Annotated in this window: 12 protein-coding genes and 6 tRNA genes; 10 read left to right on the top strand and 8 right to left on the bottom strand. The window is 54.4% G+C overall.

Annotated elements, in window-relative coordinates; all coding sequences use genetic code 11:
• The first annotated feature begins 73 nt into the window (after positions 1-73).
• A complete protein-coding gene (locus I2123_RS07705) occupies positions 74-961 on the top strand; it encodes a LysR family transcriptional regulator (protein WP_112168276.1) in 888 nt (295 codons plus the stop codon).
• Here I2123_RS07705 and I2123_RS07700 read toward each other — a convergent pair.
• Positions 950-2,608: an alpha-keto acid decarboxylase family protein gene (locus I2123_RS07700; RefSeq protein WP_213052118.1), complete on the bottom strand. Its 1,659-nt coding sequence runs from the start codon at positions 2,606-2,608 to the stop codon at positions 950-952. The two genes, I2123_RS07705 and I2123_RS07700, sit on opposite strands and share 12 nt — an antisense overlap.
• Positions 2,609-2,927: 319 nt before the next feature.
• On the opposite strand from I2123_RS07700, the gene mgrA reads away from it, so the two are divergent.
• On the top strand, positions 2,928-3,917 hold the full coding sequence (gene mgrA, locus I2123_RS07695) for an L-glyceraldehyde 3-phosphate reductase (RefSeq protein ID WP_112168308.1): 990 nt from the start codon (positions 2,928-2,930) through the stop codon (positions 3,915-3,917).
• Positions 3,918-4,075: 158 nt separating this feature from the next.
• The gene (locus I2123_RS07690) at positions 4,076-4,510 is read left to right on the top strand and encodes a DUF2502 domain-containing protein (RefSeq protein WP_112168274.1); all 435 of its coding nucleotides are present in this window, start codon (positions 4,076-4,078) and stop codon (positions 4,508-4,510) included.
• Positions 4,511-4,581: 71 nt separating this feature from the next.
• Here the strand turns inward: I2123_RS07690 and I2123_RS07685 are convergent, their stop codons facing one another.
• Entirely contained in the window at positions 4,582-5,811 is a 1,230-nt protein-coding gene (locus I2123_RS07685; RefSeq protein WP_112168273.1) for an Nramp family divalent metal transporter, read from the bottom strand.
• Between the two features lie 409 nt (positions 5,812-6,220).
• Here I2123_RS07685 and I2123_RS07680 point away from each other — a divergent pair, with 409 nt between their 5' ends.
• Positions 6,221-7,408 (top strand): NupC/NupG family nucleoside CNT transporter, encoded by a 1,188-nt coding sequence (locus I2123_RS07680; protein ID WP_112168272.1) that lies wholly within the window; start codon positions 6,221-6,223, stop codon positions 7,406-7,408.
• Positions 7,409-7,551: 143 nt separating this feature from the next.
• Here I2123_RS07680 and I2123_RS07675 read toward each other — a convergent pair.
• Both I2123_RS07675 and I2123_RS07670 read right to left on the bottom strand, forming a co-directional pair.
• A tRNA-Ala gene (locus I2123_RS07675) sits at positions 7,552-7,627 on the bottom strand.
• Positions 7,628-7,710: 83 nt separating this feature from the next.
• Positions 7,711-7,786, bottom strand: a tRNA-Ala gene (locus tag I2123_RS07670).
• A 352-nt stretch (positions 7,787-8,138) separates the two neighbouring features.
• Here I2123_RS07670 and I2123_RS07665 point away from each other — a divergent pair.
• Positions 8,139-8,930, top strand: coding sequence for a formate/nitrite transporter family protein (locus I2123_RS07665; protein ID WP_112169553.1), 792 nt, complete (start codon positions 8,139-8,141; stop codon positions 8,928-8,930).
• 73 nt (positions 8,931-9,003) lie between these two features.
• Here the strand turns inward: I2123_RS07665 and gltX are convergent, their stop codons facing one another.
• Complete coding sequence (gene gltX, locus I2123_RS07660; protein WP_213052117.1) at positions 9,004-10,422, bottom strand: glutamate--tRNA ligase; 1,419 nt, start codon at positions 10,420-10,422, stop codon at positions 9,004-9,006.
• Positions 10,423-10,685: 263 nt separating this feature from the next.
• Between gltX and I2123_RS07655 the strand changes: the two genes are divergently transcribed.
• The 4 genes from I2123_RS07655 to I2123_RS07640 all read left to right on the top strand — a co-directional run bounded on the left by I2123_RS07655 (position 10,686) and on the right by I2123_RS07640 (position 11,083).
• Positions 10,686-10,761, top strand: a tRNA-Val gene (locus I2123_RS07655).
• Positions 10,762-10,805: 44 nt separating this feature from the next.
• A tRNA-Val gene (locus I2123_RS07650) sits at positions 10,806-10,881 on the top strand.
• A gap of 43 nt (positions 10,882-10,924) precedes the next feature.
• Positions 10,925-11,000 (top strand) — tRNA-Val (locus I2123_RS07645).
• 7 nt (positions 11,001-11,007) lie between these two features.
• Positions 11,008-11,083: transfer RNA gene (locus tag I2123_RS07640), tRNA-Lys, on the top strand.
• 103 nt (positions 11,084-11,186) lie between these two features.
• Here I2123_RS07640 and eutC read toward each other — a convergent pair.
• The 3 genes from eutC to eat are packed head-to-tail and all read right to left on the bottom strand — an operon-like array spanning position 11,187 to position 14,816.
• Entirely contained in the window at positions 11,187-11,972 is a 786-nt protein-coding gene (eutC, locus tag I2123_RS07635; protein ID WP_112165007.1) for an ethanolamine ammonia-lyase subunit EutC, read from the bottom strand.
• Positions 11,973-12,002: 30 nt separating this feature from the next.
• Positions 12,003-13,385 carry an ethanolamine ammonia-lyase subunit EutB gene (locus I2123_RS07630; protein ID WP_112164991.1) on the bottom strand — a complete coding sequence of 461 codons (1,383 nt, stop codon included), beginning with the start codon at positions 13,383-13,385 and terminating at the stop codon, positions 12,003-12,005.
• A gap of 21 nt (positions 13,386-13,406) precedes the next feature.
• A complete protein-coding gene (gene eat, locus I2123_RS07625; protein WP_112164989.1) occupies positions 13,407-14,816 on the bottom strand; it encodes an ethanolamine permease in 1,410 nt (469 codons plus the stop codon).
• 261 nt (positions 14,817-15,077) lie between these two features.
• Between eat and I2123_RS07620 the strand changes: the two genes are divergently transcribed.
• A complete protein-coding gene (locus I2123_RS07620; protein WP_244879893.1) occupies positions 15,078-15,635 on the top strand; it encodes a nucleotidyltransferase family protein in 558 nt (185 codons plus the stop codon).
• Positions 15,636-15,661: the final 26 nt, after the last annotated feature.

Here is a 15,661-nt window from a genome sequence, read left to right as displayed (position 1 = left end):
CATCATAAAATGAGATAGGTAAAAGATAGAAAGTATCGATAAAATAGATACATCAATGGTAAGGAGAGTGAACATGCGTTATTCGCCGGAAGCCCTGATGGCCTTTGTAGAAGCCGCCGACGCCGGGTCATTTTCCGCCGCCGCCAGAAAGCTGCGCAAAAGTCAGTCCACCGTCAGTACCGCCATCGCTAATCTGGAAGTGGATTTAGGCGTGACGCTGTTTGACCGCCAGAGCCGCCATCCAGTGCTGACACCCGCCGGGCAGCGCGTGCTGAGCCACGTACAGGCGATCCTTGCCGCCAGTGAACGCCTCGACGAACTGGCGGTGCGGTTATCCACCCAGGTGGAGACGCGCCTGACGTTTGTACTTTCAGATACGTATCAGCCGACCCACCACGAAGCGCTGCTCCGCCGGTTCGAACGGCGTTATCCCGATATCGAATTCGAGTGCCAGATTGCGGAAGATCAGGACGTTATCGACCTGTTGCAGTCGGGCCGCGCCCATATCGGCATGGTGGAAGTCCAGAAGAGCTACCCGCCGGACATCGGCGTGGCGCGATTGCCGGAGCAGACGGATATGTCGATTTTTTGCAGCAAAGCCCATCCGCTGGCAAAGATCCCACAATTGCAGCCCGAGCAGTTACCTACCTTCCGCGAGCTGTGTCTGCAACCTTACAGCCGCCGGGAAATGCCGCGCGCGCAGGGACAGATCTGGTCTGCGCCGAGCTATCTGATGCTGCTGGAAATGGCGGAACAAGGGTTTGGCTGGGCGACGCTGCCGCACTGGCTGGTGCAGCAGTTCGGGCATGACAAGCTGGTCGCCCTTCCCCTGCGCGGCTGGCCGAAGAAGATTTCGGTGGATGCGGTGTGGAGCAAGAATAATCAGCCCGGACCGGCGGGAAGCTGGTTCATCGACCAGCTGATCGACCCGCCGTCGCCGGACGCTGAGTTACTGCCCTGAGTTACGCTTCGCCAGCGATTTGGTGACGGAATCGAGCAGCTCGGGAATGTCCATTTTCGGCAACATCACCTCAATCCACGCCATCTGCCGTTTGGCGCTGGCCTGTTCAATTGCCGCTTTCAGCGCCTGCGGGGTATCTGCCCGCGCGCTGAACACATTTTTACCACCGAATGCCGCCGGGAACTGCGTCCAGTTCCATTGCGCAATATCGTTGTAGCGCTGAGTCTCGCCGTGGATCGCTCTTTCTACCGTGTAGCCTTCATTATTGATGACGAAAATCACCGGCGGCAGTCCGTAGCGGATCGCAGCGCCTAACCCCTGAAGCGTCAGCTGCGCCGAGCCGTCACCGATAAGCAACACCACACGGCGATCCGGCACCGCAATCTGCACGCCAAACGCAGCGGGCAGCGTAAAGCCGATCGACCCCCACAATGGCTGGACGACAAACTGGCAGTCCTGCGGCAGCGTCAGCGCCGCCGCGCCGAAACAAGATGTCCCCTGCTCGGCAACCAGCACGTCACCTGGCCGGAGAAAGGCCTGAATCTGTTGCCAGAAGGCATGCTGATCGAGGCTGTCATCCGCCGGTTGAGGAAGCGTTGTGCGTTTCACGGCATACGGCGGCCACAGTGAGGCCAGTTCAGCCGTCAGCCGGTGCAACACGCTGACAGTTTTGGCGATCGGCAACTGGTGGAAGATCTGATTACCTACGCGGGCGGAAAACGGCTGGAGATCGATACATTTTTCGGCGGGAAGTTGCTGGGTGAAACCTGCGGTGATGGTGTCAGTGAATTTAACGCCAACGGTAATCACCACATCAGCGCCTTCAATCGCCTCTTTGGTGGAAGCCGCGCTGGCCGCGCCGGAGTATGTACCGGCAAAATTCGGCTGCTGTTCATTGAACAATCCTTTGCCCATCAGCAGCGTTGAGTGCGCCAGCGGCACGTCCTCCATCCAGTGTTCCAGTGCGGCTTTTACATCAAATCGCTCGGCCAGAAAATCCGCCAGCAGGGCAACGCGTCCTGCACGGCGAAGTTGGGCATCGGCGGCGGCCACGAAAGCTTCCAGCGAAGACGCTGAAAACGTCGGTTGCCGCGCAGGGACGGCGTGCGCCCGCGTGCTGACCGGCATAGCGGCGACATCGCTTGGCAACAACAGATAGCCGGGACGCGAGGTGTAGATCACTTCTTCGATAACGCGGTCGATTTCGGTCAGCGCATTTTCCGGGGTCAGCGAGCCCAGCGCCACGCTTACTGGCTGCGACATGCGCATGAAATGGCTGAAATCACCGTCGCCCAGCGTGTGATGCAGTAATTCACCTTTGCGCTGTGCAGAGAGTGGCGGCGCGCCCACGATGTGGATCACCGGGACATATTCGGCATAACTGCCTGCAATGCCGTTCAGCGCGCTGAGTTCGCCGACGCCAAAGGTGGTCAGCAGCGCGGCGATGCCTTTGGTGCGCGCGTAGCCGTCCGCGCCATAGGCCGCGTTGAGCTCGTTGGTGCAGCCAACCCAGGTAATTTCCTGATGGTTGATGACGCTGTCGAGGAATTGCAGATTGTAATCGCCCGGCACGCCAAACAGTTCGGAGATACCGCTGAAGGATAAGCGATCCAAGAGATAGTCACCTACGGTGTATAGATTATCCATGACGATCCTCTGTTAAATAGAAGGTAAACAGTTAATCCCGCTAACTTAAGTATTACGCCAAAAACGGGGATAGGATATTTTTTATTCGAAAGAGGTATGGCAACGCAGAGTTACAGTATTGCACTGAGATCACGCAACGATGCAGGTTCAGCAATGAAAGTAATGGATGATGATAATAACTCCGCTTTTCAACGGTAACGGAAACTAAGGATTGTTCTGGTTGTGATCGGAGTAGCTGGAATTGCGAGTGAAAACGCATACACTAAAACAGCACTTACCTCATCCTTACATTATTTCTACCTCAATCAAAAAGGTTCTTATGCCGTATCTTGCCAGTCAAAACCGTTACGAAAAGATGGAATATCGTCGCTGCGGCCATAGCGGCCTGAAACTGCCCGCCGTTTCCCTCGGCCTGTGGCACAACTTCGGCGATAACGCGCATTTTGAAAATGGCCGCAAGCTTATCCGCCATGCTTTTGACCACGGGATCACCCACTTCGACCTCGCCAACAACTACGGGCCACCTCCGGGTTCGGCAGAACAACATTTTGGCCGTATTTTGCAGGAAGATTTGCTGCCTTACCGCGACGAGCTGATCATCTCTTCAAAAGCCGGTTACACCATGTGGGACGGCCCCTACGGCGACTGGGGTTCCAGGAAGTATCTGGTCGCCAGCCTGAATCAGAGCCTGAAACGCATGGGCCTGGACTACGTGGATATCTTCTATCATCACCGCCCGGATCCCGATACGCCGCTGGAAGAAACCATGGCCGCGCTGGATTTGATCGTCCGTCAGGGCAAAGCGCTGTACGTCGGGCTGTCCAACTATCCTGCTGACCGCGCTAAAGAAGCGTTTGAAATCCTGAAACAGCTCGGTACGCCATGCCTTATCCATCAGCCGAAATATTCAATGTTCGAGCGCTGGGTGGAAGCCGATTTGCTCGAAACGCTGGCAGACAACGGCGTCGGTTCAATCGCCTTCTCCCCGCTGGCCGGTGGCGTACTGACTGACCGTTATCTGGCCGGTATTCCTGAGGATTCACGCGCCGCCAGCGGCAGTAAGTTCCTGACTACCGATTCGCTCACTGAAGAAAAACTGGCGAAAGTCCGCAAGCTAAATGACATCGCGCAGGCGCGCGGGCAGAAGCTCTCGCAGATGGCGCTGGCGTGGGTGCTGCGCGGCGACCGCGTGACTTCCGTGCTGATTGGTGCCAGTAAAACCAGTCAGATTGATGATGCAGTCGGCATGGTCGCTAACCGTCATTTCACGCAGGAAGAACTGGCGGCGATTGAAGCGATTTTAGTGTAACCGTTTACGCATATGAGCAAAAAACGCGCCTTTATGGAGACTCAGTAAGGATTCCGTTAAGGCGCGTAAATCAATCAAAACAGGATTGCGACCAATAGTATCGGGGGTGTCTTCGCCTTATAACTGTCAGCATAAATTATAAGGAATCTGGGGGCATTATGATTAAGCCTTTACTGTTTGGTACATTATTATTTGCACTGCTTCCTGCTGCGGCTCCCGCTGTAGAGGCCAGCAGCTTTAGCCTGAGTACTCCGGGTCTTTCAATCAATATCGGTGACCGCGATCGTCGCGGTTATTACTGGGATGGGTATGACTGGCGTGATGCCGGCTGGTGGAACAATCACCACGGCCGTTACTACGGTGAACGCAGCCATCGCGGCTATTACTGGGATGGCGGCCGCTGGCGCGATCGTGGCTGGTGGGATAACCGTTCTCATCATCGTCCACCTCCGCCGCGCTATTATGGCCGTCCGCATTATGATAATCATGGTCGCGGGCCGGACCGGGGTCATGGTCACGACAGAGGTCGCGGCCCGGATCGCGGGCACGACAGACATGATGATCACCGGGGTCATGGCGATCACCGCCATTGATTCGCAAAGATTTCAGATAAAAAAACGGGACAGTTTGCGCTGTCCCGTTTTTTATTGCTGCGGCGCTGAGGTTATTTCAGCATGCCGATCAGCAGATAGAGGTTAAGGCTGACGACAATCAGCACAATCAGCCGCCCCGCCCATTGCACCGTTCTGGTGTTGGTCATCTCACCCATCAGGCTGCGGTTGCCGGTGAACGCCAGCAGCGGCAACAGCGCCAGCGCAATCCCGAAACTCAGCAGCACCTGGCTCATCACCAGAATTCGTGTGGCGTCGAGCCCCATCAGAATAACGATAAAGGACGGCATCATGGTGACGACGCGACGCACCCAAATCGGGATATAGAACTTCACAAAGCCCTGCATGACCACCTGACCGGCCAGTGTTCCGACGACGGTCGAAGACAACCCGGCGGCGACCAGACTCAGGCCAAAGGTGGTGGCGGCGGCGTGGCCGAGCAAAGGTTGCAGCGTCAGATAGGCCTCATCGAGCTCGCTGATACCGCTGTGCCCGCTAAAGTGGAAAGCCGCAGCGGCGGTCGCCATCATCGCCAGATTCACGAAACCCGCGATGGTCATGGCGATCCCGACATCCAGCTTGGTGGCAGAATAACGTTGCGCTTTCGATGCCTTGCCCCCGCGCTGGGTCAGCGAAGAGTGCAGGTAGATGACGTGGGGCATAATTGTCGCCCCCAGCACACCGGCAGCCAGATAGACGGAATCACTGGTCGGCAGCGCCGGAATTAACATCCCTTTTCCCAGCGCGACCATACTCGGCTGCGAAAAGAACAGTTCGACAATATAAGCGGCTGCCACGAACAGCAGAAGACCGGCGATCACCAGTTCCAGCGGCTTTTGTCCGCGCTTTTGCAGAGCAAGAATAATGAAGGTGGCAATACCGGTCAGCACCGCGCCCTGAAACAGCGACACGCCGAGCAGTAATTTGAAACCGATGGCCGCACCGATAAATTCTGCCAGATCGGTGGCCATCGCAATAATTTCTGCCTGCACCCAGTAAGCCCAGACGGCAGGACGCGGGAAGCGATCGCGAATATGTTCAGCGAGATTTTTGCCAGTGGCGATACCGAGCTTGGCAGAAAGAAGCTGGATCAACATCGCCATCACGTTGGCCCAGACGACGACCCACAGCAACTGGTAGCCGTAAGAAGCACCGGCCTGGATATTTGTCGCAAAGTTACCCGGATCGATGTAACCGATGGCGGCTATAAAAGCCGGTCCCATCAACGAAAGCTTCATCTTTCTGGATGCGCGGCCTGAAGATTCGGTCCGGCTGTTCAACATAATGTGTTAACCCCTACAATTATTACGCTTACACAAATATCGTCTAAATGATAATGATTATCAAGTGCATTTAGATAAATTTGAGCGATGATTCTGATAGGCAGTAAGCGACGACGTGATAACTGTGTGGTTATTCGCCCGCCCGGCTTTCTCAATCCGGACGCGCGCGCTTTCCTAAAACAGAGGCTGTTTGACCAGATTTAGAACGCATTACGGCACATGATAAAGCTAGCACAGGAAAGCAAACTGTGCCTATTTTTCTTAACATCTTGATTTTTTGTGTGGTGGAATGGGATTTGTTGCAATTCATGTCTGCAATTTCTATATTTGCAAGCGACTTCACGTTTTAAATGTACGCGTTACATAGAATGTCCGTCGAAATATAGCCTGCCTCTAATTTGGAGCACCCATGTCTAACATTTTGCACTTTGTATTAGCGTTGGCCGTTGTCGCAGTACTCGCTTTACTGGTGAGCCGTGACCGTAAAAGTATCCGTTTACGGTTCATCGTTCAGCTGTTAGTGATTGAAGTCCTATTAGCCTATTTCTTCCTGAACTCATCTATTGGTTTAGGTTTTGTGAAAGGCTTCTCAGATATGTTTGAGAAATTATTAGGATTCGCTGCGGAAGGAACCGGCTTCGTATTTGGGGGCATGAGCGATAAGGGATTAGCGTTCTTCTTCTTGAAAGTCTTGTGTCCGATCGTGTTTATTTCCGCACTGATCGGTATTTTACAGCACATTCGCGTACTGCCTTTCGTCATCCGTATCATCGGTACGGTACTGTCGAAAATTAATGGCATGGGAAAACTGGAATCTTTCAACGCCATCAGTTCCCTGATTTTGGGTCAGTCAGAAAACTTTATCGCGTATAAAGATATTCTGGGCAAAATGTCTGAAAAACGTATGTACACCATGGCCGCTACGGCAATGTCGACGGTTTCTATGTCGATCGTGGGTGCGTACATGACCATGCTGGAACCGCGCTTTGTTGTTGCTGCGCTGGTACTCAACATGTTCAGTACCTTTATCGTATTGTCGCTTATCAACCCTTATAAAGTTGATTCGGAAGAAGACCTGCAGATCGGTAACACGCATCAGGGTCAGAGCTTCTTTGAAATGCTGGGTGAATACATCCTCGCCGGCTTCAAAGTGGCGATCATCGTTGCAGCCATGTTGATTGGTTTCATCGCACTGATCTCTTGCCTGAATGCGTTGTTCGACGTGGTATTCGGTATCACCTTCCAGGGCGTACTGGGTTATGTCTTCTATCCGTTTGCATGGATGATGGGCGTACCAAGCCACGAAGCCTTGCAGGTCGGCAGCATGATGGCCACCAAGCTGGTTTCCAACGAGTTCGTTGCCATGCTGGATCTGCAGAAAGTTGCTGCTGATTTGTCACCACGCAGCGTCGGTATCTTGTCCGTGTTCCTGGTGTCCTTCGCTAACTTCTCCTCGATTGGTATCGTGGCAGGGGCTATCAAAGGTCTGAACGAACATCAGGGCAACGTAGTTTCTCGCTTTGGCCTGAAACTGCTGTACGGCTCGACGCTGGTCAGCGTGTTGTCTGCTTCTATCGCGGGTCTGGTACTGGCGTAAGTAAGCGAACGACAGAACGACAAGAAAGGCGCTCCGGCGCCTTTTTTTATGCCTGCAATTTGGGAAATACCGGGAGTAGAACACGGGGAAAGCAGTGAACAGCAGAAAGCAAAAAACCCGCCTAAGCGGGTTTCTTTAATATTTGGTGGAGATAAGCGGGATCGAACCGCTGACCTCTTGCATGCCATGCAAGCGCTCTCCCAGCTGAGCTATACCCCCACACGAGGTACTTCTTTAATCACTAGATTTTCACATCTCTGTTTCCTTTTCAGGAAACGACCAACTTACTCTGGAAAGGAAGTTGGTGGAGATAAGCGGGATCGAACCGCTGACCTCTTGCATGCCATGCAAGCGCTCTCCCAGCTGAGCTATACCCCCAATTCAAACCAGTAAAAACCGGTGAACGGGGCGCATGATATGAAACCGTGTCTACCCTGTCAACGGCTAAATCCGTTTCTGCAACCAAGCGCTGAAAAAGCCGCCAAATACCCCATTTTGCTGGAAAAAACCCTCTGCCCTGAAGCAAATATTCAGCAGGATACTTTGTTTTGCAATCGCCCCGGCAGCCCGCACTGTGACTAGCTTTCTGATCAGCCTACACATTTCTTTAACAAGCAGGATTTAATGATTAATGAAATGTTAGCAGACTATTAAAATCGCCTTGTTTTGAGAGAAATCTCAGAATAGACTGCTCGCGCAATAATCATAATCCATTACTTCGAGCAATCTCATGTCCTTGTATTCACCTAAAGAAATCGCATCCATCGCTGTCACGGCGGGCGTTAATAAAAGCCATTCTTCCGTGTTGAATTTGTTAATTTTGGGTTTCCTGGCGGGCGCATTCATCGCCACCGGTTTCCTGCTGGATCTGCATGTAATAGGGACGTTACCTGCATCCTGGGGCTCTTTCAGTAACCTGCTGGGCGCAGCCGTATTCCCGGTCGGCATCATTCTGACCGTTTTAGCAGGGGGAGAACTGCTAACCGGAAATATGATGACCTTACCGATTGCCTGGTTCGCCCGTCAGATAAGTCTGTTCGCCGTGCTGCGTAACTGGTTCTGGGTCACACTGGCTAACCTGCTGGGCAGCCTGGCCGTGGCGTATTTCTTCGGCCATGTGTTAGGGCTGACCGAAGGCGCATTCCTGAGCAAAACGGTGGCCACTGCGACCGCGAAAGTTAACGCTGACTTCATGCACGCGTTCATTTCTGGCATCGGCTGTAACTGGCTGGTGTGTCTGGCTATCTGGCTGGCTTTCGCCAGTAAAGAGATGGGCGGCAAAGTGATCGGGATGTGGTTCCCGGTCATGGCGTTTGTGGCGATTGGCTTCCAGCACGTGGTGGCGAATATGTTCATCATTCCGGCCGCCATTTTTGCCGGTGCGCTGAGCTGGTCTCAATACTTCCCGAACTTCGTCGCCGTATTCCTCGGTAACGCCGTCGGCGGTGCGGGCTTCGTCGGTCTGATGTACTTCCTGGCTTACCGCCCTACGGTGGCCGCGCCTGCGACCGAGCAACGTTAATCATCACCCTTTAACGTAATAAAAAAGCCAGCGCGGGAAACCGGCTGGCTTTTTTTACATCTGCACGATGGAATTACTGCTGTTGCGTTTCACGCTCAGCAATAAAGGCCAGCGCCATATCGATACGCGCCAGCACACGGCTCTGCCCGATAGCGTGAACGGTGACGTCCACACCAGGAGACTGACCCGCGCCAGTGACGGCTACGCGCAGCGGCATACCGACTTTACCCATCCCCACTTCCAGCTCATCCGCCGTGCCCTGAATGGCATGGTGAATGTTTTCAGCCGTCCAGTCAGTGATGGCTGCCAGTTTGGCACGAACCACTTCCAGCGGCTGACGGGCAACCGGACGCAGGTGTTTCTTCGCTGCATCGGCATCAAACTCTGCAAAATCTTCGTAGAAGTAACGGCAGGATTCCGCCATTTCTTTCAGAGTCTTGCAACGTTCGCCCAGCAGGGTCACGATTTCAAACAGCTGCGGACCGTTGCGGGTTTCGATACCGGCCTGCTCTACGTGCCACAGCAGGTGCGTTGCGACATATTGCGGATCCATCGAGTTAATGTAGTGATGGTTCAGCCATTGCAGTTTTTCAGTGTTAAACGCACTGGCAGACTTGCTGACGTTTTCCAGTGAGAACAGCGCTTTCATTTCGTCACGGCTGAAGATTTCCTGATCGCCATGAGACCAGCCCAGACGCACCAGATAGTTCAGCAGCGCTTCCGGCAGATAACCATCATCGCGGTACTGCATCACGCCGACCGCACCATGACGCTTGGACAGTTTTTTGCCATCGTCACCCAGAATCATGGAAACGTGCGCGTAAACCGGTACCGGTGCGCCCAGCGCTTTCAGGATGTTGATCTGACGTGGGGTGTTGTTGATATGGTCTTCGCCACGGATAACGTGGGTAATTTCCATATCCCAGTCATCGACCACGACGCAGAAATTATAAGTAGGAGAACCGTCGGTACGACGGATGATCAGATCATCCAGCTCGTCGTTGCTAAATTCAATCGGCCCACGGATCTGGTCATCAAAGATAACTGAGCCTTCCTGCGGGTTGCGAAAACGTACTACGCATGGCTCATCAGCGGCGTGATGTTCGTGGCTGTCGCGGCAGCGGCCGTCATAACGAGGCTTTTCGTTATTCGCCATCTGATGCTCACGCAGCTCTTCCAGACGTTCTTTAGAGCAGTAGCATTTATACGCGGTACCGTTTTCCAACATTTCGTCGATCACGCCGTTATAGCGATCAAAACGTTTGGTCTGGAAATACGGGCCTTCATCCCAGTCCAGATTCAGCCAGTTCATGCCATCCATAATCGCGTCGATCGCTTCCTGAGTGGAACGCTCGAGATCGGTGTCTTCGATACGCAGCACGAACTCACCGCCAAGGTTGCGGGCAAAGAGCCAGGAATAGAGTGCGGTACGGGCGCCACCGACGTGCAGATAGCCGGTCGGGCTTGGGGCAAAACGGGTTTTGATTTTCATCCGGGTGCAACCTTAATCATGCAACGCTACGAAACGCTGCTATCAATTAACAAAAAGTGGCTGACATTCTACCACTCTGCCCTGAATCCTCAACGCCGATACAGGGTAAGGCGACCGGTTTAAGACCATGAATGCGTAAAGAATCGACTACGCGGGCGAGAAACACGTCATGTTGTCTAAAAATAAGCCGAACGATCATTTTTGTTTTTAAAAAGCGTTGACGTAATTTCAAGTATCCCTATAATGCGACTCCATCACGACGGGGGCGATTAGCTCAGTTGGTAGAGCATCTCCTTTACACGGAGGGGGTCGGCGGTTCGAACCCGTCATCGCCCACCACTCTTAGAGTGGACGCGTTGTGATAGTAAGCAGGAATGAGAAATGGGCGATTAGCTCAGTTGGTAGAGCATCTCCTTTACACGGAGGGGGTCGGCGGTTCGAACCCGTCATCGCCCACCATTTCTCAGCAGTTTCTGACTTACGTTGTGGAGTACCCAGAAGTGGGCGATTAGCTCAGTTGGTAGAGCATCTCCTTTACACGGAGGGGGTCGGCGGTTCGAACCCGTCATCGCCCACCACTTCTGCGGGCCGTTAGCTCAGTTGGTAGAGCAGTTGACTTTTAATCAATTGGTCGCTGGTTCGAATCCAGCACGGCCCACCAATTCAGAAAAAAGCGCCCTTTGGCGCTTTTTTCGTATGTGAAATCCGGAGTCAATCCGTGATGGAGGCGAACCCGTTGCTGGTTCGAGCATATTCCTCATCCCCTACCCCAGCGTAAACGTCGGCACCACTTTATTGTGCAGCGCCGGATTATCACTTTCGTCTTTCAGATTCACACCGGACAGCTGGCGGTGGAAAGATTGTTCCAACAACCAGGCGAGCTTAAAAGCAGCCTGCGGGTAGTCCAGCCCTTCCGGGCGCACGTTCGAAATACAATTGCGCTCCGACTCCAGCCTTTTGGTATGCGGCCCCCAGGTCATGTAAATACCTAAACTGTCGGGTGAGGACAATCCCGGACGTTCGCCGATCAAAATCGCCACCGCCTTAGCTTTCATCACCTGCGCAATATCATCCCCCAGCGCCACCCGAGACTGATGCGCCAGAACCACCGGTCCTAACGTCAGTTCCAGCGTCCTTAAATACGGCAGCAGCGCGTTAATCAGCGGCACGGCCTGACGATGAACGGCTTTGGAAGATAATCCGTCAGCAACGACCAGCACGATATCTGACGCCTCCCGTGCGCGACTTTGCAACGACTCGCGACTTTCCTCAGAGAGTTTGCGCCCTAGATCCGGACGGCACAGGTACGTTGCCCTGTCTGGCGCAGCACTGGCGACGGTCAGCGTTTCCAGCCCCATTTGATGAAGTTCGGTTTCCAGTGCATCACTGTCGAAAGGCTGATGCACAGCGTCACGCGCCTGCGCATGGGCTAATCCGAAACGCAGCAGTTCATCGGTCGGCAGACTTGAACCGGTTCGCCCCAGCGCAATGCGCGCCGCGGTAAACTGCCGCAGCGTTTCCCACGGATTGTTGTGGACCAGCGGCGACAGCCCTTTGTCTTTATCGGTCACAGGCTTTCCTCAGCTTAGTTGCGGCAACTGACGCAGTAACGGATGTGACGCGCGGGTATCCTGCAAAGCACCCTGCGGATCAATAATCTTCATTTTCTCCAGCCAGACGGCAAATTCCGGCGCGTGTTTAAGCCCCAGCAACTCACGGATATACAACGCGTCGTGGAACGACGTGCTCTGATAGTTCAGCATGATGTCATCCGCGCCCGGCACACCAATCAGGAACGTCAGCCCGGCGGTGCCCAGCAGCGTCAGCAGTGTATCCATATCATCCTGATCGGCTTCGGCATGGTTGGTGTAGCACACATCGCAGCCCAGCGGCACGCCCAGCAGTTTTCCGCAGAAATGGTCCTCCAGCCCGGCGCGGATGATTTGCTTGCCGTCATAGAGATATTCCGGCCCGATAAAGCCGACCACCGTATTGATCAGCAACGGCGAGAATCGTCTGGCGATAGCGTAAGCCCGCGCTTCACAGGTTTGCTGATCGACACCGAAATGCGCATTGGCAGACAGACAGCTCCCCTGCCCGGTTTCGAAATACATCACGTTATCGCCAAGCGTCCCGCGTTTCAGGCTCAGCGCCGCCTGTTGCGCCTCTTCGAGCAGCGCAAGATTGATGCCGAACCCGCTATTGGCGGCCTCCGTTCCTGCAATCGACTGAAACACCAGATCGACCGGCGCACCGCGTTCCACCAATTTGATGGTGTTGGTGACGTGAGTCAGCACGCAGGACTGCGTGGGAATTTCAAAGCGCGTGATGATGTCATCGAGCATGTAATTGAGATTTTCCAGCAGCGGCAGGCTGTCGCTGGCCGGATTGATGCCGATGACCGCATCGCCTGAGCCATAAAGTAGCCCGTCGAGCATACTGGCGGCGATGCCCTGCAAATTGTCAGTCGGATGATTCGGTTGCAGACGCACGCTCATGTGCCCCGGCAACCCGATGGTATTGCGAAATTTAGTGATCACCCGGCATTTTTTAGCGACCAGAATCAGATCCTGATTGCGCATCAGCTTACTGACCGCCGCCGCCATTTCCGGAGTAATCCCCCACGCAACCGCCGCAAGCACGGCGCTGTCGGTTTTTTCGCTCAGCAGCCAGTCGCGAAAATCTCCCACGGTGAGATGTGAAATCGCGGCAAACGCCGTGACGTCGTGGGTATCGATAATCAGCCGCGTGACTTCATCATCTTCATACGGCACCAGCAACTGTTGCAGGAAGGTTTTCAGCGGGACGTCGGCCAGCGCCATTTTTGCCGCCATCCGCTCTTCCGCGCTGGTCGCCGCCACTTCAGCAAGATAATCCCCCGACCTCGCGGGAGACGCTTTTGCCATCAGCTCGCGTAAATCTTTAAACCGGTAGCTGCGATGGCTCAATGTGGTCTGAAACATAACGCTCCTTAGCGAATCGGGTTATTTGCCGATTTTGGCCGATGCCGGTCGCAATCCACGTAACTGCGGGTCTTCCGCCGCGTCCGTGCGCGCCTGATGTGTCAGCAGGAACCAGGCGTAGGCCAGCAACATCATGGCGGCGAAGATCAAAAACAGCAGAGTGTTGTAATAGATCATAGCCCCCAGACACACCACCGCCAACACCAGAGCCAGCGCCGGTGCAAAAGGATAGAGCGGCGCGCGGAATGGCCGGATCAGGTTCGGCTCGCTGCGCCGCAGTTTGAACAGCGCAGCCATCGAAATGATGTACATCACAATCGCACCAAACACCGACATGGTCACGATATTCGCGGTCAGCGGCTGCCCGCCAATCACAATCAGCGAATCCGAGAAAATGGCCGCAATCCCTACCACGCCACCGGCGATAATGCCCAGATGCGGAGTCTGGAAACGTGCATTCACCGTCGCCAGCCGTTTGGGCAGATACCCGGCGCGCGCCAGCGCAAATATCTGACGGGAATAGCCCATGATAATGCCGTGGAAAGACGCAATGAGCCCGAATAACCCCAGCCACACCAGCATATGCAGCCAGCCGCTGTTACTGCCGACAATCAGTTTCATGGCCTGTGGTAACGGATCGTTGATATTCGACAATTTGGTCCAGTCGCCCACACCTCCGGCAAACAGCATCACGCCCAGCGCCAGCACGGTGAGCGTCAGGATCCCGCCGATAAAGGCTTTCGGGATGGTGCGCTGCGGATCTTTGGCTTCCTCAGCGGCCATTGATGCGCCTTCGATTGCCAGGAAGAACCAGATGGCAAAAGGGATCGCCGCAAAGATGCCGGAGAACGCCGCCGGGCTGAACGTATCGCTGCCCGCCCAGCCGCCGTGCATGAAGTTCGACATCTGGAAGCCCGGTGCAACCACGCCCATAAACACCAGCAGTTCAAAAATCGCCAGCAGCGTGACCAGCAGTTCAAACGTCGCGGCAATGCTGACGCCGAGAATATTCAGTACCATAAAAACAATGTACGCGCCGACCGCTACCCATTTCGGTTCGATGGAAGGAAACTGCACGTTGAGATAGGCACCGATAGCCATCGCAATCGCCGGTGGCGCAAAAACAAATTCCACCAGCGTGGCGAATCCGGCGACGAATCCTCCCGTCGGCCCGAAGGCTCGATAGGCGTAGGCAAAAGGACCGCCTGCATGAGGAATCGACGTGGTGAGTTCGGTAAAGCTGAAAATAAAGGCGCAGTACATGGCGGCAATCACCAGCGCGGTGATAAGAAAACCCAGCGTGCCGGCCTGCGCCCAACCATAGCTCCAGCCAAAATACTCGCCGGAAATAACCAGTCCGACGGCAATGCCCCACAGTTTAAAACTGCCCAGCGTCCGCTTTAAAACGGGAGTGACTTTCGTGGTATGCATGTGTGATCCCCTGCCCGGTGATAACTCAATTTTTGTTGGAAGAGAAAGGCCGCCGTTCTGCCCGATTTTTCTGCGGCATAATTCATCCTGCAAAGGCTGTACCACTTAACCGATCCAGCATTAACGCTGCCTGACAGGCTTCCGCTGGCCGGTTTGCTTCATTTTGGCGCGTCCGGATTGCAGCAAAATCCGAAACGGTGCGTTGCCGTGCTGTCATCAAATTTGGCTACAATGAGATCCCATTCCTGTGGAGAAGCGCGTGTGAAAGAGAGGGAGCAGCAAATTATCACCTGGCTCAGCGAAGAACCGCTGCATGTGCGGGCGCTGATGGAAGTGCAAAAACTGGGGCTGAACGATGGCTGGCTGGCGGCGGGTTTTGTACGCAATCTGGTGTGGGACCGGCTGCACGGCTACCCGCGCGTCACGCCGCTCAACGATATCGACGTAGTGTATTTCAATCCTGAGGACCGTTCAGTGGAAGCGGATGAACGTTTAGAGCAGCGTTTGCGCGCAGCCACGCCTGAGCTGCCGTGGTCAGTGAAAAATCAGGCGCGTATGCATGAACGTCACGGCCACGTGCCTTACGCTTCCAGCGCGCAGGCCATCAGTTACTGGGTAGAAGTGGAAACGGCGATTGGCGCGCGAATGAATGCTGACGGACAGATTGAACTGAACGCCCCGCTCGGACTGGAGAGTTTATTCCACTTAACGATCACGCCTAATCCGCGCCACGCTATCCCGGCGGTATTTGCCGAACGCGTCAGTACCAAAGGCTGGCTGAGGCTGTGGCCAAAGCTTGAAGTACAAGAAATGCGTTAACACTGTAAGGAATATGCAAAACCAAT

Origin of the sequence: Rahnella inusitata (assembly GCF_018288855.1) — a bacterium.
GTDB classification, from domain to species: Bacteria; Pseudomonadota; Gammaproteobacteria; order Enterobacterales; family Enterobacteriaceae; genus Rahnella; species Rahnella inusitata.
This window is presented reverse-complemented; position numbering and strand designations above follow the sequence as displayed.